Annotated in this window: 21 protein-coding genes; 14 read left to right on the top strand and 7 right to left on the bottom strand. The window is 62.7% G+C overall.

The features are described 5' to 3' along the window. Positions 1-86: 86 nt before the first annotated feature. Positions 87-1481 carry an argininosuccinate lyase gene (gene argH, locus AA098_RS26675; RefSeq protein WP_003255897.1) on the bottom strand — a complete coding sequence of 465 codons (1395 nt, stop codon included), beginning with the start codon at positions 1479-1481 and terminating at the stop codon, positions 87-89. A gap of 297 nt (positions 1482-1778) precedes the next feature. On the opposite strand from argH, the gene AA098_RS26670 reads away from it, so the two are divergent. From AA098_RS26670 to AA098_RS26640, 7 genes are all read left to right on the top strand, one after another. Beyond that, the gene (locus AA098_RS26670; RefSeq protein ID WP_003255896.1) at positions 1779-2522 is read left to right on the top strand and encodes a LytTR family DNA-binding domain-containing protein; all 744 of its coding nucleotides are present in this window, start codon (positions 1779-1781) and stop codon (positions 2520-2522) included. Between the two features lie 118 nt (positions 2523-2640). After that, the gene (gene hemC / locus AA098_RS26665) at positions 2641-3582 is read left to right on the top strand and encodes a hydroxymethylbilane synthase (RefSeq protein WP_003255895.1); all 942 of its coding nucleotides are present in this window, start codon (positions 2641-2643) and stop codon (positions 3580-3582) included. Beyond that, a complete protein-coding gene (locus AA098_RS30000; protein WP_003255894.1) occupies positions 3579-4346 on the top strand; it encodes a uroporphyrinogen-III synthase in 768 nt (255 codons plus the stop codon). The genes hemC and AA098_RS30000 overlap by 4 nt, the downstream gene beginning before the upstream one ends. A gap of 45 nt (positions 4347-4391) precedes the next feature. Beyond that, on the top strand, positions 4392-5492 hold the full coding sequence (locus AA098_RS29995) for a uroporphyrinogen-III C-methyltransferase (RefSeq protein ID WP_003255892.1): 1101 nt from the start codon (positions 4392-4394) through the stop codon (positions 5490-5492). Continuing rightward, positions 5489-6727, top strand: coding sequence for a heme biosynthesis protein HemY (locus tag AA098_RS26650; RefSeq protein WP_003255891.1), 1239 nt, complete (start codon positions 5489-5491; stop codon positions 6725-6727). The genes AA098_RS29995 and AA098_RS26650 overlap by 4 nt, the downstream gene beginning before the upstream one ends. 222 nt (positions 6728-6949) lie before the next feature. Then, complete coding sequence (locus tag AA098_RS26645; RefSeq protein WP_004576400.1) at positions 6950-7456, top strand: disulfide bond formation protein B; 507 nt, start codon at positions 6950-6952, stop codon at positions 7454-7456. Positions 7457-7687: 231 nt separating this feature from the next. Next, positions 7688-8158, top strand: coding sequence for an Rsd/AlgQ family anti-sigma factor (locus AA098_RS26640; RefSeq protein ID WP_064615120.1), 471 nt, complete (start codon positions 7688-7690; stop codon positions 8156-8158). A gap of 8 nt (positions 8159-8166) precedes the next feature. Here AA098_RS26640 and AA098_RS26635 read toward each other — a convergent pair whose 3' ends face one another. Beyond that, positions 8167-8805, bottom strand: coding sequence for an FKBP-type peptidyl-prolyl cis-trans isomerase (locus AA098_RS26635; protein WP_064615119.1), 639 nt, complete (start codon positions 8803-8805; stop codon positions 8167-8169). Positions 8806-8983: 178 nt separating this feature from the next. Here AA098_RS26635 and AA098_RS26630 point away from each other — a divergent pair, with 178 nt between their 5' ends. Beyond that, positions 8984-9982 (top strand): AlgP family protein, encoded by a 999-nt coding sequence (locus tag AA098_RS26630; RefSeq protein WP_064615118.1) that lies wholly within the window; start codon positions 8984-8986, stop codon positions 9980-9982. Here AA098_RS26630 and AA098_RS26625 read toward each other — a convergent pair. Next, on the bottom strand, positions 9961-10440 hold the full coding sequence (locus AA098_RS26625; protein WP_064615117.1) for a TIGR02444 family protein: 480 nt from the start codon (positions 10438-10440) through the stop codon (positions 9961-9963). The genes AA098_RS26630 and AA098_RS26625 overlap by 22 nt on opposite strands. A 50-nt stretch (positions 10441-10490) precedes the next feature. On the opposite strand from AA098_RS26625, the gene AA098_RS26620 reads away from it, so the two are divergent. The 3 genes from AA098_RS26620 to AA098_RS26610 all read left to right on the top strand — a co-directional run bounded on the left by AA098_RS26620 (position 10491) and on the right by AA098_RS26610 (position 13819). Next, positions 10491-12401 (top strand): ATP-binding cassette domain-containing protein, encoded by a 1911-nt coding sequence (locus AA098_RS26620; protein ID WP_003255882.1) that lies wholly within the window; start codon positions 10491-10493, stop codon positions 12399-12401. Beyond that, entirely contained in the window at positions 12401-12988 is a 588-nt protein-coding gene (locus AA098_RS26615) for a mechanosensitive ion channel family protein (protein WP_003255880.1), read from the top strand. The genes AA098_RS26620 and AA098_RS26615 overlap by 1 nt, the downstream gene beginning before the upstream one ends. Before the next feature lie 198 nt (positions 12989-13186). Next, the gene (locus AA098_RS26610) at positions 13187-13819 is read left to right on the top strand and encodes a LysE family transporter (RefSeq protein WP_003255879.1); all 633 of its coding nucleotides are present in this window, start codon (positions 13187-13189) and stop codon (positions 13817-13819) included. Positions 13820-13864: 45 nt separating this feature from the next. On the opposite strand, the gene AA098_RS26605 is transcribed toward AA098_RS26610, so the two are convergent. Together AA098_RS26605 and AA098_RS26600 are read right to left on the bottom strand one after the other, a co-directional pair. Continuing rightward, positions 13865-14620: a slipin family protein gene (locus AA098_RS26605; protein WP_064615116.1), complete on the bottom strand. Its 756-nt coding sequence runs from the start codon at positions 14618-14620 to the stop codon at positions 13865-13867. A 2-nt stretch (positions 14621-14622) separates the two neighbouring features. Beyond that, positions 14623-15969: a nodulation protein NfeD gene (locus tag AA098_RS26600; protein ID WP_003255875.1), complete on the bottom strand. Its 1347-nt coding sequence runs from the start codon at positions 15967-15969 to the stop codon at positions 14623-14625. 98 nt (positions 15970-16067) lie between these two features. Between AA098_RS26600 and AA098_RS26595 the strand changes: the two genes are divergently transcribed. The 3 genes from AA098_RS26595 to AA098_RS26585 all read left to right on the top strand — a co-directional run bounded on the left by AA098_RS26595 (position 16068) and on the right by AA098_RS26585 (position 17538). After that, complete coding sequence (locus AA098_RS26595) at positions 16068-16526, top strand: aminoacyl-tRNA deacylase (protein ID WP_003255874.1); 459 nt, start codon at positions 16068-16070, stop codon at positions 16524-16526. Positions 16527-16587: 61 nt separating this feature from the next. Beyond that, entirely contained in the window at positions 16588-16830 is a 243-nt protein-coding gene (locus AA098_RS26590) for a DUF2789 domain-containing protein (RefSeq protein WP_003255873.1), read from the top strand. A 69-nt stretch (positions 16831-16899) separates the two neighbouring features. Further along, positions 16900-17538: a hypothetical protein gene (locus AA098_RS26585; RefSeq protein WP_003255871.1), complete on the top strand. Its 639-nt coding sequence runs from the start codon at positions 16900-16902 to the stop codon at positions 17536-17538. Between the two features lie 6 nt (positions 17539-17544). Here the strand turns inward: AA098_RS26585 and AA098_RS26580 are convergent, their stop codons facing one another. Next, positions 17545-17982: a CBS domain-containing protein gene (locus AA098_RS26580; protein WP_003255870.1), complete on the bottom strand. Its 438-nt coding sequence runs from the start codon at positions 17980-17982 to the stop codon at positions 17545-17547. A 170-nt stretch (positions 17983-18152) separates the two neighbouring features. Further along, entirely contained in the window at positions 18153-19883 is a 1731-nt protein-coding gene (locus AA098_RS26575) for a dipeptidase (protein WP_064615115.1), read from the bottom strand. Between the last annotated feature and the right edge of the window lie 92 nt (positions 19884-19975).

Raw genomic sequence — 19975 nt, 5'->3', positions numbered from 1 at the left:
CGGGTAAACCCGCCCCTACAGGTACAGCACAACCGTTGTAGGAGCGGGTTTACCCGCGAACGAGGGCGAAGCCCTCGCCCCGGGAGTTAGCGAGACGCCAACAGGGCCTTGCCACGAACCACAGCAGCACGCACCTGCGCCGGCGCCGTACCACCAATGTGGTCACGCGCATTCACCGAGCCTTCCAGCGTCAGCACGGCAAACACGTCCTGCTCGATCTGATCGCTGAACTGGCGCAGTTCGTCCAGGCTCATCTCGGCCAGGTCCTTGCCAGTGTCCACACCATACTTCACCGCGTGGCCAACGATCTCGTGGCAGTCACGGAACGGCAGGCCACGGCGAACCAGGTAGTCGGCCAGGTCGGTCGCGGTGGAGAAGCCACGCAGGGCCGCTTCACGCATGATGGCGTGCTTGGGCTTGATCGCCGGGATCATGTCAGCAAAGGCCCGCAGCGAGTCGCGCAGGGTATCGGCGGCGTCGAACAGCGGTTCCTTGTCTTCCTGGTTGTCCTTGTTGTAGGCCAGTGGTTGGCCTTTCATCAGGGTCAGCAGGCCGGTCAGGGCGCCGAACACGCGGCCGCTCTTGCCGCGTACCAGCTCTGGCACGTCCGGGTTCTTTTTCTGCGGCATGATCGAGCTGCCGGTGCAGAAGCGGTCCGGAAGGTCGATGAACTGGAACTGCGCGCTGGTCCACAGCACCAGCTCTTCGGAGAAGCGCGAAAGATGCATCATCGCCACGCTGGCAGCGGCGCAGAATTCGATGGCGAAATCACGGTCCGACACGCCATCCAGCGAGTTGCCGGCTACGGCTTCAAAGCCCAGCAGCTTGCAGGTCAGTTCACGGTCGATCGGGTAGGTGGTGCCGGCCAGCGCGGCGCTGCCCAGTGGCATGCGGTTGGTGCGCTTGCGGCAGTCGACCAGGCGCTCATAGTCGCGGCTGAGCATTTCGAACCACGCCAGCAGGTGGTGGCCAAAGGTGACCGGCTGCGCCGTCTGCAGGTGGGTGAAACCAGGCATGATGGTTTCGGCTTCACGCTCTGCCTGCTCCAGCAGGCCCTGCTGCAGGCGGGTGATTTCGCCCAGGATCAGGTCGATTTCGTCGCGCAGCCAAAGGCGGATGTCGGTGGCCACCTGGTCGTTGCGGCTACGGCCGGTGTGCAGCTTCTTGCCGGTGATGCCGATGCGGTCGGTCAGGCGTGCTTCGATGTTCATGTGCACGTCTTCAAGGTCGACACGCCAGTCGAAGTTGCCGGCTTCAATCTCGCCCTGGATGGTTTTCAGGCCATCGATGATGGTGTCGCGCTCGGCATCACTGAGCACGCCGACCTGCGCCAGCATGGTGGCATGGGCAATCGAACCCATGATGTCGTGACGGTACAGGCGCTTGTCGAAATCTACCGAGGCGGTGAAACGGGCGACGAAGGCGTCGACGGGCTCACTGAAGCGGCCGCCCCAGGACTGATTGGTCTTGTCGGTGCTCATGGATTCACTCATTGCAGGCGTGAACGAAAAAGTGGCGTCGATGATAGCAGGGTTGGGCTGGCTGCCGCAGGGCGCCGGTCGAGAGAAATGCCCGGAAAATCGCATAGAAGGATTTCAAGGAATGAACGGCAGTGTTCCACGGACCGTCTACAGTTGGACAAAGGACTGGCAGTGAATCTGCCGGGCCGAGTGAATCTTTGGCCATCGCACCGGTCTAGAGCGTGACCGCAGTGTCGCTCGAACCACACCTGTCTACGCTATACCTGTGCGAGACTCATTCAGGAATCCAGCGCAATTATGAATGTCCTGATCGTTGATGACGAACCCCAAGGCCGTGAACGCCTCAGCCGGCTGCTCGGCGAACTGGAGGGTTACACTGTGCTGGAGCCCAGCGCCACCAACGGCGATGAGGCCTTGGCGCTGATTGAAAGCCTCAAGCCCGATGTGGTCCTGCTGGACATCGGCATGCCAGGCCTGGATGGCCTGCAGGTTGCCGCTCGCCTGTGCGAACGCGAGGCGCCGCCGGCGGTGGTGTTTTGCTCCGGGGATGATGAATACGGTGCAGAGGCATTCAAGGACAGTACCCTCAGCCATGTGACCAAGCCCTTCCAGGCCCAGGCCTTGCGCGATGCCTTGCGCAAGGCCGAAAAACCCAACCGCGCCCAATTGGCGGCGCTTACCCGGCCGGCCAATGAAGGCGGCGGCCCTCGCAGCCATATAAGTGCCCGCACGCGTAAAGGCATCGAACTGATCCCTTTATCCCAGGTGATCTATTTCATTGCCGACCACAAGTATGTGACCTTGCGTCACGAAACCGGGGAGGTGCTGCTTGACGAGCCACTCAAAGCCCTGGAAGACGAATTCGGCGAACGCTTCGTGCGCATCCATCGCAATGCGTTGGTCGCCCGCGAGCGCATCGAACGCTTGCAGCGCACCCCGCTGGGGCACTTTCAGCTGTATCTGAAAGGCCTGGACGGCGATGCCTTGACCGTCAGCCGTCGCCATGTGGCCGGTGTGCGCAAGATGATGCAGACCCTCTGAGGCCCTTGGACTCGGGCCGCTTCTGCACCTGACTGCGTGTGGCCTGTTGATCCGTATCTGCAAGCGATACCGGCGATGCTGTTATGATCGGCGGTATTTCTCTGGATCGGGGCGTTTCATGTCCACTCGCGAAATCCGCATTGCCACCCGTAAAAGTGCTTTGGCCCTGTGGCAGGCCGAATACGTCAAGGCCCGCCTCGAGCAGGCCCACACCGGTCTGCAGGTGACCTTGGTGCCCATGGTCAGCCGCGGTGACAAGTTGCTCGACGCGCCGCTGGCAAAAATCGGCGGCAAGGGGCTGTTCGTCAAGGAACTGGAAACCGCGCTGTTGGACAACGAAGCCGACATCGCCGTGCACTCGATGAAAGACGTGCCCATGGACTTCCCCGAGGGCCTGGGCCTGTACTGCATCTGCGAGCGTGAAGACCCGCGTGATGCCTTCGTTTCCAATACCTTTGACAGCCTCGAAGCGCTGCCCGCCGGCAGTATCGTCGGTACCTCAAGCCTGCGCCGTCAGGCCCAGTTACTGGCGCGCCGCCCGGACCTGCAAATCCGTTTTCTGCGCGGCAACGTCAACACCCGCCTGGCGAAGCTGGATGCCGGCGAGTACGACGCCATCATTCTCGCCGCGGCGGGCCTGATCCGTCTGGGCTTCGAGGACCGCATCACCTCCACCATCAGCGTCGATGACAGCCTGCCGGCAGGTGGTCAGGGCGCGGTGGGCATCGAGTGCCGCAGTGCCGACGTTGAGATCCATGCACTGCTGGCGCCACTGCACCATGTCGACACCGCTGACCGGGTGATCGCCGAGCGCGCCCTGAACAAACGCCTGAATGGTGGCTGCCAAGTCCCGATCGCCTGCTACGCGGTCCTTGAAGGTGACCAGCTGTGGCTGCGTGGCCTGGTCGGCCAGCCTAGCGGCGGGACCTTGCTGGTGGCCGATGCCCGTGCACCCCGTGCCGCTGCCGAGGCCCTGGGCGTACAGGTGGCCGAAGACCTGCTGGGGCAGGGCGCCGAGGCCATTCTGAAGGAAGTCTACGGCGAGGCTGGTCACCCGTGAGCCAATGGCGCCTGTTGCTGACCCGGCCTGCCGAGGACTGCGCGGCGCTGGCGCAAAGCCTGGCGGCAGCGGGCGTGGGCAGCAGTTGCCTGCCACTGCTGGAAATTGAACCTATTACCGTGCAAGCCCCACAGCGACTGTCGCTGGAGGGCTTGCATGACTTCCAGGCGATCATTGTGGTCAGCAAGCCGGCCGCCCGGCTGTTGCTCGAGCATCTGGCCGAGACCAGCATCCAGCCTCCGCAGCGAGGCTGGTTCACCGTGGGTGAGGCAACCGCTGGGGTGCTGCAGGGTGCAGGGCTGGAGGTAAGCTTTCCGCCGCGTGGCGATGACAGCGAAGCCTTGCTGGCACTGCCGGCCCTGCGCCAGGCACTTACCGAGCCGGCACCGCGTGTCTTGATCGTTCGCGGCGTCGGAGGTCGCGAACTGCTGGCAGAGCGTCTTGCAGAGCAAGGTGCTAGTGTCGAATATCTGGAACTGTATCGTCGCTGCCTGCCGGCCTACCCGGCGGGTACGCTGATGCGCCGCATTGAAGCGGAACGCCTCAATGGCCTGGTGGTCAGCAGTGGGCAGGGTTTTGAACATTTGCAGCAGATGGCCGGTGCCGATTGGCTGCGGCTGGCCCAGTTGCCGCTGTTCGTGCCCAGCCCGCGGGTCGCCGAGCAGGCCAAGGCCGCCGGGGCCCAACAGGTTGTGGATTGCCGTGGCGCCAGTGCCACGGCCTTGCTGGCAGCCGTGCAGCGTAGCGCTGCACCTGCCTCTTAAGGCGCTAAGCTGAATGCGGTGCGCCCCCATGCAAAGGATGGATACGTGAGCGAGACTGTCTTGTCCAATAACGATCAACCGTCGGCACAGGCGCCTGCGGAACCCGTTACCACCCCACCTGCCAAGCGCTCCGGCAGTGGCCTGGCAGCGTTGGCCTTGCTGCTGGGTGCGGCCGGGGTGGCGGTAGGTGGCTGGGGTGTCTGGCAGGTGCGTCAACTGCAGGGCAGTGAGTTCAACCAGGGCCAGCACATCGAGGCGCTGACCCAGCGCGCCGAGGCGTTGCAGCAACGTGAACAGCAGATCAGTGCGCAACTGGCCAGTCTGCCAGCCGCCAGCGAGCTGGAAGACCGCCGGCGTTTGGTAGCCCAACTGCAGGGCGACCAGCAGCGGCTCAGTCAGCGCCTGGAAACCGTGCTGGGAGAAAGCCGCAAAGAGTGGCGCCTGGCCGAAGCCGAGCACCTCCTGCGCTTGGCTACCCTGCGCCTTTCCGCGTTGCAGGACATCACCAGTGCCAAAGCCCTGGTCGAAGGCGCCGACGAGATCCTGCGCGAGCAGAGCGACCCGGGTGCCTTCGCCGCCCGCGAGCAACTGGCACGCAGCCTGGCCACGCTCAACAGCACTCAGCAACCGGACCGTACTGGCCTGTTCTTGAAACTGGCTGCGCAGCGTGAGCTGGTACAGCAGTTGAGCGCCCAGTCCCCCGAGTTTGACAGTAACGCCGATGCGCTTGGCGCCCTGACCGCCGACGGTGATGGTGCCAGCAGGCTGTCGCAGTGGTGGGCAGAAATATCCAAGTACTTCCAGATCGACTTCAACGCTGATGAAAACGTGCGTCCGTTGCTGGCCGGGCAGCAACTGAACCAGCTGCGCCTGGCCCTGAGCCTGACTATCGAGCAGGCCCAGTGGGCGGCGCTCAATGGTGATGCCAAGGTTTACACGCAGGCGCTGGACGACGCCCGCAGCGTACTGCTGGCCAACTTCAATGCAGACAACCCGCAAAGCAAGGCCATGCTCGACAGCCTCAATGCGTTGGCCGATCAGCCGGTGTCGGTGGTTACCCCTGACCTTAGTGAAAGCCTGGCGGCAGTGCAGGCCTATATTCAGCGCCGTCACCTGCCGGCCGAGGCTGAAGGGGGCAAGCCATGAAGCGTGTCTACCTGTTGGCCGTGCTTGCGATCGTGGTTGCTGCGGCACTGGGCATCGCGGTCGCCAAGCACAGCGGCTATGTACTGATTTCCTATGGTGGCTTCCGTTATCAGTCGGGGCTGTGGGCTGCCTTGGCGGGTATTTTGGCGGTCGTCCTGCTGCTGTGGTTGCTGCGCTATCTGGTCGGCCTGGTGCTGACTTCCAGTGGTGTGGTCAACCCGTGGTCACGGCGTAACCGCAGCCGACGTATCCGCCTGGCGATCGAACAGGGCCAGCTCGATCTTGCCGAGGGCCGCTGGGCCAGTGCCCAACGGCACTTGCACCGTGCCGCCGAGGCTGAGCGCCAGCCGTTGCTGTACTACCTCGGTGCCGCGCGTGCCGCCAACGAGCAAGGCCGCACCGAAGACAGCGACAACCTGCTGGAGCGTGCCCTGGAGCGCCAGCCGCAAGCCGAGCTGGCCATTGCCCTGACCCATGCCCAGTTGCAAATGGACCGTGGCGAAAACGATGGAGCCCTGGAAACCCTGCTGGCCATGCAGGAACGCCACCCGCACAACGGCCAGGTGCTGCGCTTGCTGCAACGCCTTTACGTGGAGCGCGGCGACTGGTCTGCACTGATCCGCCTGATGCCCGACCTGCGCAAGGGTAAAGTGCTGCCCGCCGCCGAGCTGGCTGCTCTGGAACAACGCGCCTGGGGCCAGAACCTGAGCCTGGCGACCACCCGTGGCGAAGATGCGCACAGTGCACGCCAATCCTTGGAGCGTGCCTGGCAGCAGTTGACCGCAGCCCAGCGCCAGGAGCCGCAACTGGTGCTGGCGTACGCCGAGCAATTGCGCCAGGTAGGTGCCCAGAACGAGGCCGAACAGGTGCTGCGCACGGCCCTCAAGCGCGACTACGAAAGCCATCTGGCCCGCCTTTACGGGCTGGTGCGTGGTGATGACCCGGTACGTCAGTTGCAGACCGCTGAAGGTTGGCTCAAGGCTCACCCGCAAGACGCCAGCCTGCTGCTGACCCTGGGCCGTCTTAGCCTGCAGAACCGCTTGTGGGGCAAGGCGCGTGACTACCTTGAAAGCAGCCTGCGCATGGAGCGCAACCCCGAGGCCTGTGCAGAGCTGGCTCGCCTGCTCGCGGGGCTGGGCGAGACGGAGCGCAGCAACCAGCTGTTCCAGGAGGGCCTTGGCCTGCTGGACGAGCGCCTGCTGGCGCTGCCTTTGCCAGAAGGCGTGCGCGCCTGACCTACCCCAAGGCCCGCGCAAAGGTGCGGGCTTTGGGGGCAGGTAATTTATCTTTCGCTGTCAGTTTGATCTGAAGTCTATTTCTTCAGTCGCCTCCTACGGCATATCTGGAAATTTCCTACGCGATTCAGTGACTTGTCGTTGCTGTCGTGCCTTGAAACAAAGCGTGTCTTTCCTCTACCGTTTCAAGCCACTACTTTTTCCCCGGGACCTTCACCGCCCATGCTGCCGGCCCGTTTGCGCACCTTTTTTCTTCCTGCCTGCCTGGTTGCACTGGCGGTACTGGTTGCGTCTTTCCGTCTGGAAAACACAGTGGGGCTGATGCCGTGCCCGTTGTGCCTCAGCCAACGGTTGCTGCTTGGCGTGTACGCGCTGCTGTGCTTCGCAGCCGTGCTGCAGGCGCCGGGCACGCGGGGCATCCTTCGTTATGCTCGCCTGGTGCTGGGCTGCTCGTTGGCCGGCGCATTGCTGGCAGCACGGCATGTCTGGTTGCAGGGGGCTGAGGGGGTCAATGAGGTATGCCCGGTGCCGATCGGGCGAGTGTTCGAGCAATCCTGGGGTGAGGCGGCACGGCAACTGTTGCTGGGTGGCCCGGATTGTCGTTCGCTTGCCTGGAGCTTTCTCGATCTGACACTGCCGGAATGGAGCCTGTTAGCCTTCCTGCTGCTGGCGGTGGTGCCCTTGAGTTGCCTGCTGGCGTATCGTTTCCGCACCCTGGCAAGAACATGACCTGGCGCAAGGTTGTGCCATTAGCGCGACCAATGGTGATGTAACAGGGTATTAAACACTTGTATGAACTTTGTGTGCTGCGTACCTTGAAGGGCAGCACGCGCGGGAATAATCTCCCAGCACGCATACCGGAAAAACAACTGCTCGATGCCGTCCTGCTGATGTCACCTTTGTGCTGCGCGGTCGTGGTGCGAGGTGCAGCGGCATCTACCCAGAAGGGAAGAGATCGCCATGCTCGATAGTTGTCAGAACGCCCAGGAACGCTGGGGTGGGGTTCACAAGCTGATCGACCGTTGGCTGGAGGAGCGCCAGGAACTGGTGCAGGCTTTTCGCGCCCTGCGCGATGTGAGGCCAGCCTTCGCCGACAAGGACACCAACGGGGACTTTTGCGCCCTTCTGGTCGACTACGTTTCGGCGTGGCACTTCGAAGTCTGCGAGCAACTGGTCAGGGAGGCCAAGGCGTTCGGAGACAAGAAGGCGCTGAAGCTGGCCGAAGAGATCAACCCACGGATCAACGACAGTACTCAGATCGCACTGGCCTTCAATGACCATTGCACCAAGGGGGAGTGCAAGGACACCGAACGCTTTGCCGAGAAGCTGGCCAAATTGGGCGGGTTGTTGCATGAGCGCTTCGAGCTTGAAGACTGCCTGATCGAAGTGCTGCACAACGCACACAAGGAAGAGGGTGCAGTGCAGGCCTGAGGTTGGCGTCAGTCGCCAACCGCCAGCAGTTCGATCTCGAATACCAAGGGGGTGTGGGGTGCAATCAGGTCTCCCGCCCCCTCGGCGCCATAGGCTTGCGCTGAAGGAATTACCAAGCGCCACTTGGCGCCAGTGTGCATGTTCGGCAAGGCGACCTGCCAGCCTTCGATAACCGAATCCAGGTTGAACCATTGGGGGGTCTGGTTCTGGTCGAAGACTGAGCCATCCGGCAATCTGCCCACATAGCGCACCTGCACTTTGCCGCCCGCTTTCGGCTGCACACCCGTGCCTGGTTGCAATTCGCTGTACAGCACACCTTCCGTTAGTTCGTGCACCCCATAACGCCCACGTTCATTAGCCATGAAACGCGTTTCGGCGGCCTGCAGCTTTTGCACAGCGGCGTCGCCTTCCTGGGCCTCATGCTGCTGCAGCACCGCCTGCATGCGTGCCTTGTCGAGTTTCAGGGGTTGCCCCTGATAGGACTGCTTCAGGCCTTCGACCAGTGCATCCAGCTGCAAGCCCGGCATCTCCTGGCGCAGGCGCTCACCCAGGCTGGCACCCAGGCTGTAGGCCAAATCGTGGTCGTCGTTGGCGGCCAAGGCGAGGGGTGCCATCAGGCATAAACCCAAAACAAGATATCGAGGCAACGCCTGACTCCCAAATACCAGCAATGATTAATTCAGCAACTACACTTTCACGCAGCTGCAAGATAACAACTTTGCCCAGGCATGCAACGCGGCGTAAACATTACGGTCAACATGCCCTAGCGGCGGTAGCAGCAGAAGCATAGTATGAGCCGCAATCTCGTCAGCCAGGAGGTAAACCATGTCGGCCAAAAAGAAGCCAGTAAGTACGCCGTTACACCTGCTCCAGCAACTTTCGGGCAGCTTGCTCGAACACTTGGAAGAGGCCTGCTCGCAAGCGCTGGCTGATGCGGAAAAACTGCTGGCGAAGTTGGAAAAGCAGCGTGGCAAGGCGCAGGAAAAACTGCACAACGGTCGCCTGAAACTGCAAGACGCGGCCAAGGCAGGTAAAGCCAAGGCGCAAAGCAAGGCGCAAAAAGCCATCGGTGAACTTGAAGAACTGCTCGAGTCTCTCAAGGAGCGTCAAACCCAGACGCGCTCTTACATTCAGCAACTCAAACGCGATGCTCAGGACAGCCTCAAGCTGGCTCAGGGTGTAGGCAAGGTACGCGAAGCTGCAGCCAAGGCCCTTGATCTGCGTGCGGCTAAACCCACCAAGCCCGCTACTGCCAAGCCTGCGGCCAAACCAGCTGCCAAGGCGACCGCTGCCGCCAAGCCTGCGGCCAAACCGGCTGCCAAGGCGACCGCTGCCGCCAAGCCTGCGGCCAAACCAGCCGCCAGGGCGACCGCTGCCGCCAAGCCTGCGGCCAAACCGGCTGCCAAGGCGACCGCTGCCGCCAAGCCTGCAGCCAAACCAGCTGCCAAGGCGACCGCTGCCGCCAAGCCTGCAGCCAAACCGGCTGCCAAGGCGACCGCTGCCGCCAAGCCTGCGGCCAAACCGGCTGCCAAGGCGACCGCTGCTGCCAAGCCTGCAGCCAAACCGGCTGCTAAGGCGACCGCTGCTGCCAAGCCTGCAGCCAAACCTGCGGCCAAGCCAGCTGCCAAAGCCCCTGCTGCCAAGCCGGCCGCAAAACCAGCTGCCGCCAAGGCACCTGCACGCACGGCCGCCAAACCCGCTGCTAAGCCTGCTGAAGCCAAGCCCGCTACACCTCCGGCGGCCACAACCAACTCGGTGAGCCCGGCTGCTGCTGCACCGTCGGCACCTGTGAGTACTCCGGCTCAGGCACCTTCGGCGTCCTGAAGCGCAGCCGCTGCGACGCGCAACTGAACTAGCGCGTCATGATGCAGAGCCTGGTCCGGTGCCAGCCGGGCCAGCCAGTCGTCCGCGGGCTCATGGGAGCCCACGGGCCACTGTTGTGAGCGTTCCTGCAAGCGCTCCAGCAAGGCTTTTTCAGCCCGCAACTCCAACCCCTTCACCTGCTCACGTAATGCCGCCAGTTGTGTATCACCCGATGCTGTGGCTCGCCATTGCTGGCGCAGGCTGCGCAGCGGGGCGACCACGTCACGCTGCCAGGGCTCGGCAAGTTCTTGCAGTGCTTGCGCGCGTTCGCCCAGTACGGCCACACCACGTGCTTGCAGCCAGGTCGCGCACAGCAGCAGGCAGACATCGCCACCCAGTGCCTGCAATTCAAGGCAGGCGGCTTCCACGCCGGGCCTGGCATACAGGGTCAGTGCGTAATTCCACAGGTCGGTGTGCATGGTTCCACTCGCGCTATGGGCCGAGGAAGCTGGTAGACTCCGCGACCATCATGATCAGACTATCCAACCTCACTTTACAGCGTGGTCCGCAGCGCTTGCTAGAAGGCGCCGAGATGACCCTGCACGCCGGTCACAAGGCCGGCCTGATCGGCGCCAACGGCGCCGGAAAATCCAGCCTGTTCGCCTTGCTGCGTGGTGAGCTTTCGCCCGATGCCGGTGACTGCCAACTGCCCGGCGACTGGCGCATCGCCCACATGCGCCAAGAGGTCGACACCCTCGACCGCCTGGCTGTGGACTATGTGCTTGACGGCGACGTGCGCCTGCGCAAGGTCCAGGCCGAACTGGCCGCGGCCGAGCACGCCCACGACGGCACCGCCCTGGCGCGCCTGCACAGTGAGCTGGAAAGCGCCGACGGCTATACCGCCGATGCCCGTGCGCGCAAGTTGCTGGCTGGGCTGGGCTTCACCAACGAACAGATGGACCGCCGTGTCGGCGATTTCTCTGGTGGCTGGCGGATGCGCCTGAACCTGGCCCAGGCACTGATGTGCCCGTCCGACCTGTTGCTGCTCGACGAGCCCACCAACCACCTCGACCTCGACGCGATCCTGTGGCTGGAAGACTGGCTCAAGGGCTACCCCGGCACGTTGTTGCTGATCTCCCACGACCGTGACTTCCTCGATGCCGTGGTCGACCATGTGCTGCACGTCGAGCAACGCAAGCTCAACTTGTACAAAGGCGGCTACACCGCCTTTGAGCGCACCCGTGCCGAGCGCCTGGCGCAGCAGCAGCAGGCCTACGAGAAGCAGCAGGCGCAGCGCGCGCACATGGAGAAGTACATTGCTCGCTTCAAGGCGCAGGCCACCAAGGCCCGCCAGGCGCAAAGCCGAATCAAGGCCCTGGAGCGCATGGAAGAGCTGTCGGCGGCGCATGTCGATTCACCGTTCGACTTTGTCTTCCGTGAATCGCAGAAAATTTCCAGCCCGTTGCTGAGCCTTTCCGAAGGTCGCCTGGGTTATGGCGACAAGGCCATCCTCGACAAGGTCAAACTGCAGCTCACCCCAGGCGCTCGTATTGGTCTGCTCGGGCCCAACGGCGCCGGCAAGTCGACCCTGATCAAGAACCTTGCAGGTGAACTGGAGCCGTTGTCGGGCCGTCTGGTTCGTGGCGAGAACCTGGCTGTAGGCTACTTTGCCCAGCACCAGTTGGACTCGCTGGACGACAAGGCCAGCCCGCTGCTGCACCTGCAGCGCATCGCCCCTGCCGAGCGTGAGCAGACGCTGCGCGACTTCCTCGGCGGCTTCGATTTCCATGGTGCCCGCTGCGACGAGCCGGTGGTTAACTTCTCCGGTGGCGAAAAGGCCCGCCTGGCACTCGCGCTGATTGCCTGGGAGCGGCCAAACCTGCTGCTGCTTGACGAACCGACCAACCACCTGGACCTGGAAATGCGTCTGGCACTGACCATGGCCTTGCAGGAGTTTGCCGGTGCAGTGGTGGTGGTGTCCCACGACCGTCATTTGCTCAAGAGCACCACGGACGACTTCCTGCTGGTGGCCGACGGTAAGGTCGACACCTTCGACGGTGACCTGGAGGACTACAGCCGCTGGCTGGTCGAGTACCGCCAGCGCAGTGCGCCGGCCAGTACTGCACCGGCCAACCCGGACAAGACCGACAAGAAAGCCCAGCGCCAGGCTGCCGCAGCCTTGCGTCAGCAGTTGGCACCGCACAAGAAGGCTGCCGACAAGCTGGAAACCGAGCTCAACCAGGTGCACACGCAATTGGCCGAGATCGAGACCGCGCTGGGTGATGGTGGCCTTTACGAGGCGGCGCGCAAGGACGAGTTGCGCGACCTGCTGGCGCGCCAGACCAAGCTCAAGCAACGCGAAGGCGAGCTGGAAGAGGCCTGGATGGAAGCGCTGGAAACCCTTGAAAGCATGCAGGCCGAACTCGAGGCGTTGTCCTGATGGAGGAACTGCGTTCGCTGCTGCCAGGGCAATGGATGGACACCTTCTGGCTGGGTTTGCAGATCCTCTTGATCCTGGCCGCGGCGTTCGTCCTGCAGCGCATCATTGCTCGCGGGCTGAGCCGCCTGGGCCAGCGTTACCCGTTACCGCCGGAGCTGCTGGTGCCCGTGCGCGGTGGCCTGCGCTGGCTGATCATGGGCAGCGCGCTGCTGTTCGTGCTGGAGCGCATGGGCGTTTCGGCAACCGTGTTGTGGACAGCACTTTCCGGCTTCGTAGCGGTAGCGGCGGTGGCCTTCTTCGCCATGTGGAGCGTGCTGTCCAACCTGTTGTGCGCGGTGTTGATTTTCACGGTCGGGCCGTTTCGCATCGGCGATGTGGTCGAGCTGGTCGACACCCTCGACAAGCCAGGCGTGAAAGGCCGGGTGATTGCTATCAACCTGCTGTTCACCACCCTGCTGGAAGTGCCCGAAGCGGGCGGGGCGCTGGTGCAGGTGCCCAATAGTCAGTTCTTCCAGAAGTCGGTGCGGCGCTGGCGCGGTGCCGAGGTACAGGCCCTGCACAAAGAAACAGCTGCCGAAGCGGACTGAACCTGTACTGGCCCCTTCGCGGGACCGCCCGTTCTCACAGGTATTCCAAAGCGTCTGAAAATGCACTGTAGGTGTGGGGGCGGGCGTGCCCGCGAAGAGGTCAGGCCAGGCACCACAAATCCATCAGAAAGCACTGGTTATTTTTTCGCCAAAACCTTAGCTTAACGTTTTGCAACAAATGTTCGAGCGAGGTGTGTGATGTCGATGGAAGTTTGGTTAGGCTTCTTTGCCGCTTGCTGGGTGATCAGCCTTTCACCCGGTGCCGGGGCGATTGCCTCAATGTCCAGCGGCCTGCAATACGGCTTCTGGCGTGGTTACTGGAACGCCCTGGGCCTGCAGCTGGGCCTGATCATGCAGATCGCCATCATCGCCGCCGGCGTCGGTGCCGTCCTGGCCGCCTCGGCCACAGCGTTCCAGGTCATCAAGTGGTTTGGCGTCGCCTACCTTGTGTACCTGGCCTACAAGCAGTGGCGTGCCCTGCCGATGGACATGAGCGATGAATCAGGCGTGCGCCCGATCGGCAAGCCGTTGAGCCTGGTGTTCCGTGGTTTCCTGGTCAACATCAGCAACCCCAAGGCGCTGGTGTTCATGCTGGCGGTGCTGCCGCAGTTTCTCAATCCCCATGCGCCGCTGCTGCCGCAATATGTGGCGATCACCGTGACCATGGTCACGGTCGACCTGCTGGTGATGGCGGGGTACACCGGGTTGGCTTCGCATGTGTTGCGCATGTTGCGCACACCCAAACAGCAGAAGCGTTTGAACCGCACCTTTGCCGGGTTGTTCATTGGTGCAGCCACCTTCCTTGCGACCTTGCGCCGCGCGCCGGTCTGACAGGCCGCATACAGGCCATTCGCGGGCAAGCCCGCGATTGGCCCATCACTCTTTCTCCTTGTCCACCAAACCCTTCAGCAGATCTATCGGCAGCGGAAAGACGATGGTCGAGCTCTTGTCCCCGGCAATCGTCCCCAGCGTCTGCATATAGCGCAACTGCATCGCCCCCGGCTCCTTGCTCAGCATTTGTGCGGCTTGCATCAGTTTCTCCGACGCCTGCAGTTCACCCTCGGCATGAATCACCTTGGCCCGACGTTCGCGCTCGGCTTCGGCCTGGCGGGCGATGGCGCGTACCATCGACTCGTTCAGGTCAACGTGCTTGATCTCGACGTTGGCCACCTTGATGCCCCAGGCATCCGTCTGCGCATCCAGCACCTGGCGGATGTCCAGGTTCAGTTGCTCGCGTTCTGCCAGCAGCTCATCCAGCTCGTGTTTGCCCAGCACCGCACGCAGGGTCGTCTGGGCCAGCTGGCTGGTTGCCACCAGAAAATCCTCAACCTGAATGATCGCTTTCTGCGGGTCGAGCACGCGAAAGTACAACACTGCGTTGACCTTGACCGAAACGTTGTCGCGGGTGATCACATCCTGCGGCGGCACATCCAGTACCACTGTGCGCAGGTCGACCCGCACCATTTGCTGGATCACCGGGATCAACAGGATCAGCCCCGGCCCTTTGACCTGCCAGAAGCGCCCCAGCTGGAACACCACGCCGCGCTCGTATTCGCGCAGGATGCGAAATGCCGACAGCACCAGCAGGGCCAGCACAATCAGAACGGCGCCGAAACCGACTTGCATGAACATGGTCATTCTCCTTGCGTCGCTGGGGCGGCGGCGCTCACTTCCAGCATCACGCCATGGCGCGCGGTCACCCGTACGTTCTGGCCAGTTTGCAGCGGCGTTGCGCACTGCACTTGCCATTGCTCGCCCTGAGCCAGCACAACACCACAGAAGGGGTCGCTTGCCATCACCTGGGTGACGGTGACCAGGCTGCCGACCAGGCCGGCGTCGCCGCTGACCAGTGCCCGTCGGCGGGCCTTGAGGGCCATGCCCAGCACGCCACCGATCAGGAGTGCCGAGAGCAGCGCCAAGGTGCCGATCAAGGCCAGCGGGATGCCGAAACCGGGGGCGTCGGTGTCGATCAGGATCAACGCGCCGACCACAAAGGCAACGATGCCGCCGAAGCCGACCACGCCGAAACTGGGCAAGAAGGCTTCGGCGATCATGAAGGTGATGCCAAGCAGGATCAGCGCCACCCCGGCAAAACTCACCGGCAATAGCTGCAGCGCATACAGCGCCAGCAGCAGGCAGATACCACCGACCACACCGCCCACCGCAGAGCCGGGGTTCATGAATTCGAACAACAGGCCGTAAACGCCGATCATGATCAGGATCAGCGCTACGCTGGGGTTGGTGATTACCGCCAGAACCCGTGTGCGCCAGTCCGGCAGGTGCTCGACCACGCTGGCGCCTGCGGTCTGCAACTGGCGTGGCTGGCCGGCCACCTGAAGCGTTTTGCCGTCGAGCTCGCGCAGCAGGTCAGGCAGGTCATCGGCCACCTGATCGATCACGTTCAGCCGCAAGGCCTCGTTGGCGGACAGGCTGACCGCCTCGCGCACGGCCTTCTCCGCCCAGTCGGCGTTGCGGCCGCGCATCTGCGCCAGGCCACGGATGTAGGCGGCGGCGTCGTTGACCTGTTTGCGTGCGAGGGTTTCATCGTCGCCGCCTTTGGCTTTGTCGTCACTGGGCGTGCCAGGCGCGCCGCCGATCCGCACCGGCGTGGCGGCGCCCAGGTTGGTCCCGGGCGCCATCGCTGCAATATGGCTGGCGTAGAGAATATAGGTGCCGGCGCTGGCGGCGCGGGCGCCGCTGGGGGCAACGTAGCTGGCGACGGGTACGGAGCTGGCGAGAATCGCCTTGATCATCTGGCGCATGGCACTGTCCAGCCCGCCCGGGGTATCCATGCGGATAACCACCAGTTGCGCGCCTTGCGCCTGGGCCTGGCCGAGGCTGCGCACCAGGTAGTCGGCGCTGGCCGGGCCGATGGCGTCGTCAATGCCCAGCACCCACACCGCGCCGGGCGCTGCCTGGCCACCTGGCGTGATGCCAAGCAACAACAGCAGCAACAGCCAACGCCAGCAGCGGGCGATCACCTGTCGTCACCTCATTTGCGCGTATTACACAAGTTTAGCCCCGCCCACCCGTACCCGGCCTAAAATTGAAGATTGGGGGGCGAAACCGGAGGTGCATCATGCGTATGGCAAAGACCCTGCAGGCCCGCCTGGACAAGGCCAACTGCGACTACGACATCATTCCCCACCCACATTCGGCCACCAGCCTGGAGTCGGCCCGAACGGCCGGCGTGCCCGCCGAGCGGGTCGCCAAGTCGGTGATGCTCGATGACCGTCATGGCAACTACATCATGGCCGTGCTACCGGCCAACCGGCACCTGGACATGACCAAGGTGCGTATGTCCGGGGCCTGGCATCTGACCCGTGAAAGTGGTCTGCCGAGCCTGTTCAATGACTGCGAACGCGGTGCCGTGCCGGCCCTTGGCGATGCTTACCAGATAAAAATGCTGCTCGACCCGAGTCTTACCCGCCAAGGCGATGTCTACCTGGAGGCGGGTGACCACGATCACCTGATTCACATGAGCATGGAGCAGTACATGAAACTGGTGCCGCACGCCGAAGTGCGCGAGCTGTGCTGATGTTTTCAAACCAATGCCAGGCGGGCGTCGTGGACGGCTTGCCTGGCGCTAAGGAGGAACCATGGAAGCGCCGATCCATCCCTTTGCCGAACTGTTCAAGCAGTTGGGCTTGCCCGACGATCCCAAGAGTATCGATCAGTTCATCACCAGCCATTCCCCGCTGAAGAACGAAATAAAGCTGGTGGATGCGCCGTTCTGGACCGACTCACAGCGTGCATTTCTCCAGGACATCATCATTGAAGATTCCGATTGGGCCGTGCCCTTCGATCAACTCAACGAAGCCTTGCGCCGCCCCCGAAAATAAAGCGCCGAGCGGCACCTGACGAGTGATCGGCCGTTGCTATGCTCAGGAAAACAATAAGGGGATAGCGCGATGAAAGATCCCTACGCACCAGGTTTCTGGTGTTCCGTGACGATCCTGGGCACCCTGACGGCCAGTTACTTCTATGGCATCAGGCAGACGCAACAGATGAACCAGGCCGTGCATTTCCTGTATGCCGCTGCCGCAGTCACTGTAGCGGTTGCACTGGTGGCGCTGACATGGATCGCCTGGCAGCAGTTGCGCCTGAACAAGCGCGAAGTGGTGCAGGGGCGAACGTTGCTGACCATCTGGAACACCAAGGTTGCGCTACGCCGCGTCGAGACGGTTTTCGACCGTTATTTCTGGGGCAGCTACTGGCATTCGGGGCGTACCTTCGAAGAGGTCATGGGCGAGCTCAGGGGCACTCCGCTGGAGCAGAGCCTGGATGCGCTGAAGCGCCAGTGCCGGGTGCTCGACCGCGAAATCCATGACCGCCATCACCACTGGCTGGCCAATGCTCGCGACCTGTCCAGCGTGGCACAGGCGATGGCCCGTGAACGCTACCAGCTGGACCTCGGCGAGCCCACGCACAGCGGCCACGGCAATACGGCAGTGCTCAACCGTGACCTGGAAGTGCTGGTGTACACCTGGTCGGCGCGCTTGCGTAGCTTCGACCATCAGCTGGACGAACTGGAGCGCGCCTACCATTGAGGCGCTTCATTCGCCGCGGATGTACTGCTCCATTTGCTTGATCAGGCTCGCCTGTTCGTCAATGGTTTCCTTGACCAGGTCGCCGATCGACAGAAGGCCGAGCAACCTGCCGTTGTCGACCACCGGCAGGTGACGCAGGTGCCGATCGGTCATCAGGTTCATGCAGAAATCGAGCTTTTGCTTGGGATCCACAGTGACTACCGGTGCGCTCATGATTTCGCGTACCGGCGTAGCGGCGGAAGAGCGGCCCTTGAGGACCAGTTTGCGCGCGTAGTCCCGCTCACTGACGATGCCCACTACCTGGCCACCCTCGACCACGGGCAGCGCACCGATGTTTTTCTCCGCCAGCAGTTTCAGGGCGTCGAGCACCGAGTCATCCGGGCCGATGGTGTACACGGTCTGGTGCTGGGACTTGGTCTTGAGGATTTGTTCGACGGTCTTCATACGGGCCTCTGCGGGTGAAAAAAGCACTGTCTCGGTGTAACTAAAGCATCCGGTACGGCGCTCTGCACGGCAATGCAGGAAACGGCATGGAGGCGATTGAAAAACGTCATGGCTGTTCGGTTGTAGCGGCCTTTTCGCGGCTAAAGCCGCGAAAAGGCCGGTACTGCCGATCAAAGCTTCGGCATCTGCCCGATCCGCGCCACCATTTCGCTCACCACCTGCAAGTCCAGCATGAACTGCTCCACGGTCTTGAACTCGTTGTCGTTGTGCCCGGTGTACTTCACGTCCGGCATGGCCAGGCCGAACTGGACGCCGTTGGGCAGGTCGTGGACCGAAGTCGCACCGGCGGACGTGCCGAACTCATGCTTCATCCCCAGGTTCTCGGTGGCCACAGCGAGCAGGGCCTTTACCCATTCGCCTTCAGGGTTGCGGTACATCGGCTCGTCCAGGCTGAAGTCGAACGCCACCGAGGTGTTGCTTTGCCGGGTCCATTTGCCCAGTTTGTCGGCCAGTTCGTCCTTGATCGTGGCGATCGGCTTCCCCTTGGGAATGCGCAGATTCACCGCCAGTTTCAAGCCTTTGTCATCCACCCCGACAAAAGTCAGCGAGGTGGTCAGCGGGCCCATGAACGGGTCCTTGAAGGCCACGCCGAGCATGTTGCCCAGGTAGTCCAGGCCCCAGTTTTCGGCGGCGTAGCGGGCCGCGTCGGTAAAGTGGTTGTGCTTGAGCGACACCTGCTGGCCGAGGCCATTGATGAAGTCGAGCATACGCGCCACCGGGTTGATGCCGGATTCCGGCTCCGAAGAGTGTGCGGAAACACCGGTCACGGTGAGCAAGACTTGCTTGCCGTCGGCCTTGGCGTCGATGCTGAAGTCGCTTCCATGCTGCTTCACATATCTGGCGCCGGCTTGCTGCAGGTGCTTGGCCAGCTGTGCCGGGTTGTCAGAAATCAGGGTCGCAACCGAAGTTGTCGGGATCTGGTTGGTGGCCAGGCCGCCGGTCAGGTTGACGATCTCGGCACCCTTGCCGCTGGCCGGGCGCTTGGTGAAGCTGGCCATGACCGTGCCGTAGCCTTTCTCGGCAATCACTACGGGGTAGCCGCCGTCGAGGGCTAGGTTGTAATCGGGCGTAGGGTTGCGCTCAAAGTAGTAGGGGATGGCATCACCGCTGGTTTCTTCGGTGGTGTCGATCAGCAGCTTGAACTGCCGGGCGAGCGGCAGGTTTTCGTCCTTGGCCACTTTCAGCGCGTACATCGCCACCACGATGCCGTTCTTGTCGTCTTCGGTGCCGCGGCCGTACATGCGGTCACCCACCAGGGTGACCTTGAACGGGTCCAGGCGCGTACCGTCGGCCAGCTTCCAGTTGTCCGGGTTGACCGGCACGACGTCAGCGTGGGCATGGATACCGATCACTTCCTTCCCGCTGCCCAGCGAGATCTCGTACACCCGGTTGTCGATGTTGCGGAAGGCCAGGCCGAAGCGCTCGGCCAAGGCCTTGATCTTGTCGGCGATCTTGAGGAATTCAGGGTTTTCGTACTGCGGTGTACCCTCGACATTGAAGGTGGGGATGGCTACCAGTTCACGCAGGGTTTCGGTAGCGGCTTTGCCATACTTGATGCGGGTATACAGGCCGAGCAGGCGGTTGATCTCGTCTTGTTGCTCGGCGGCCAATGGCTTGTTGGCCAGGTAGGCGTCGACGGTTGCCTCGAGGTTGTCGGCCTTGCCCTGGTCGCTGCCTTTGAGCGTGCCGAGAAAATGCCTGAAGTCGCTTGGGTCGCTGCCGTCGAAGGCTTTGATGATGGCTGCGGACTGCTGCTGGGTGAGGTTGGCTTGGGCAGGCTGGGTGAACAGGCCAATGCCGGCCAGCAGCAGGGTGGTGGCGGTGAGTTTTTTCAACTGCATGGTTGTGCGCATTCCTTTGCCAATCATTGTTATGGGTTACCCGTTCGGAGAACGGGAAGACGCCCACGCTAACATCAATGACCCGTGGCACG

This window comes from Pseudomonas sp. JY-Q (assembly GCF_001655295.1).
Lineage (GTDB): Bacteria > Pseudomonadota > Gammaproteobacteria > Pseudomonadales > Pseudomonadaceae > Aquipseudomonas > Aquipseudomonas alloputida.
This window is presented reverse-complemented; position numbering and strand designations above follow the sequence as displayed.

Excerpts from the sequence above, each read along its gene's own strand:
- argH (WP_003255897.1), bottom strand. The coding sequence starts at position 1,481 with ATGAGCACCGACAAGACCAATCAGTCCTGGGGCGGCCGCTTCAGTGAG.
- AA098_RS26670 (WP_003255896.1), top strand. The coding sequence starts at position 1,779 with ATGAATGTCCTGATCGTTGATGACGAACCCCAAGGCCGTGAACGCCTC.
- hemC (WP_003255895.1), top strand. The coding sequence starts at position 2,641 with ATGTCCACTCGCGAAATCCGCATTGCCACCCGTAAAAGTGCTTTGGCC.
- AA098_RS26650 (WP_003255891.1), top strand. The coding sequence starts at position 5,489 with ATGAAGCGTGTCTACCTGTTGGCCGTGCTTGCGATCGTGGTTGCTGCG.
- AA098_RS26645 (WP_004576400.1), top strand. The coding sequence starts at position 6,950 with ATGCTGCCGGCCCGTTTGCGCACCTTTTTTCTTCCTGCCTGCCTGGTT.
- AA098_RS26640 (WP_064615120.1), top strand. The coding sequence starts at position 7,688 with ATGCTCGATAGTTGTCAGAACGCCCAGGAACGCTGGGGTGGGGTTCAC.
- AA098_RS26630 (WP_064615118.1), top strand. The coding sequence starts at position 8,984 with ATGTCGGCCAAAAAGAAGCCAGTAAGTACGCCGTTACACCTGCTCCAG.
- AA098_RS26625 (WP_064615117.1), bottom strand. The coding sequence starts at position 10,440 with ATGCACACCGACCTGTGGAATTACGCACTGACCCTGTATGCCAGGCCC.
- AA098_RS26620 (WP_003255882.1), top strand. The coding sequence starts at position 10,491 with ATGATCAGACTATCCAACCTCACTTTACAGCGTGGTCCGCAGCGCTTG.
- AA098_RS26615 (WP_003255880.1), top strand. The coding sequence starts at position 12,401 with ATGGAGGAACTGCGTTCGCTGCTGCCAGGGCAATGGATGGACACCTTC.
- AA098_RS26610 (WP_003255879.1), top strand. The coding sequence starts at position 13,187 with ATGTCGATGGAAGTTTGGTTAGGCTTCTTTGCCGCTTGCTGGGTGATC.
- AA098_RS26605 (WP_064615116.1), bottom strand. The coding sequence starts at position 14,620 with ATGTTCATGCAAGTCGGTTTCGGCGCCGTTCTGATTGTGCTGGCCCTG.
- AA098_RS26595 (WP_003255874.1), top strand. The coding sequence starts at position 16,068 with ATGCGTATGGCAAAGACCCTGCAGGCCCGCCTGGACAAGGCCAACTGC.
- AA098_RS26590 (WP_003255873.1), top strand. The coding sequence starts at position 16,588 with ATGGAAGCGCCGATCCATCCCTTTGCCGAACTGTTCAAGCAGTTGGGC.
- AA098_RS26585 (WP_003255871.1), top strand. The coding sequence starts at position 16,900 with ATGAAAGATCCCTACGCACCAGGTTTCTGGTGTTCCGTGACGATCCTG.
- AA098_RS26580 (WP_003255870.1), bottom strand. The coding sequence starts at position 17,982 with ATGAAGACCGTCGAACAAATCCTCAAGACCAAGTCCCAGCACCAGACC.
- AA098_RS26575 (WP_064615115.1), bottom strand. The coding sequence starts at position 19,883 with ATGCAGTTGAAAAAACTCACCGCCACCACCCTGCTGCTGGCCGGCATT.